At 41.1% G+C, this 1,119-nt stretch carries 1 protein-coding gene; it reads left to right on the top strand.

The window, feature by feature from the left end; genetic code table 11:
* Nucleotides 1-875, top strand: an 875-nt coding sequence (locus Q0594_RS03210) for an ABC transporter substrate-binding protein (protein WP_298729569.1), incomplete at its 5' end; no start/stop codon positions are given.
* Nucleotides 876-1,119 lie beyond the last annotated feature (244 nt).

The raw sequence follows: 1,119 nt of genomic DNA, 5'->3' as shown, positions 1-1,119 counted from the left end.
AAGTAGCGACTTCTGTTCAATTATTTGACGGAAAACAAGTCCAATACACAACAATCAGCGAACAATTCGTCGATCAATATAAAACGCAACCAACGTATCACGCTATTCCAAAAGCAACAATGGGGTACATGAATTTCAACGTAGAACGCAAAATCACAGGAAACAAACACTTCCGTCGTGCGATTGCGATGGCTTACGATAAAGCGGCTCTTGTAAACAACGTGTTAAAAGACGGCTCAATCGTTTCAAATGGTCTTGTTCCAAAGGGATTTGCTGAAAACCTAGAAACGGGGAAAGATTATGTGGAAGACCGTGGCGACTTACTCACCTACAATGTCGAAGAAGCGCAAAAAGAATTAGCACTTGCTAAACAAGAATTAGGGATGGACACAATCGAAGTGACCTTATTAACGTCAGATGCAGGTAGTGCGAAAGTGGTTGGCGAATATTTACAAGCGCAAATCCAAAAGAACTTACCAGGCGTGACATTGAACATTAAATCAGTGCCATTGAAAAACCGTCTTGAATTACAACGTGCAGATGATTTCGACTTCTTCTTCGGAACATGGGCACCTGACTATCAAGATCCAGTAAACTTCTTAGAACAATACGTAACAGGTGGAGGAATCAACTTCGGGAACTACTCAAGCGAAGCCTACGATAAAGCCGTTGCTGAAGTGAAAACAACATACGCAACGAAGCCAGCAGAACGTTACAAACAAATGATTGCGGCTGAAAAAATCGTGATGGATGATGTGGCTATCGCTCCAATCTACCAAGCAAGCCAAAGCTACTTACTTGCTGAAAACGTAGACGGATTCGAAGTACTTCCATTCGGACGTACAATCAACCTCCGTCAAGCCTCTGTAAAATAATCATAGAAGCAAAAATAAGAGACTCGAAATTTCGAGTCTCTTTTTCGTTTTGTAAAAAAGCAAAATGTAACATATAAGTTACATTTTGCTTTTTTCGTTTTCTTTCAATTTGAGCGCCAAGTTCCATCAGGTTCTTATCTCGAGGGGCACTTCACTCAGGAAGCTCCGCCTCGATATGTAAACAACAAGGACAAAACTGGACACAAAAAGCTCCATGGATTCTATAGTAGGAACAATAGCGTGT

This window comes from uncultured Granulicatella sp. (assembly GCF_938030755.1).
Taxonomy (GTDB): domain Bacteria; phylum Bacillota; class Bacilli; order Lactobacillales; family Aerococcaceae; genus Granulicatella.
The sequence above is the reverse complement of the archived record's forward strand: the minus strand, read 5'-3'. Positions and strand labels throughout refer to the sequence as shown.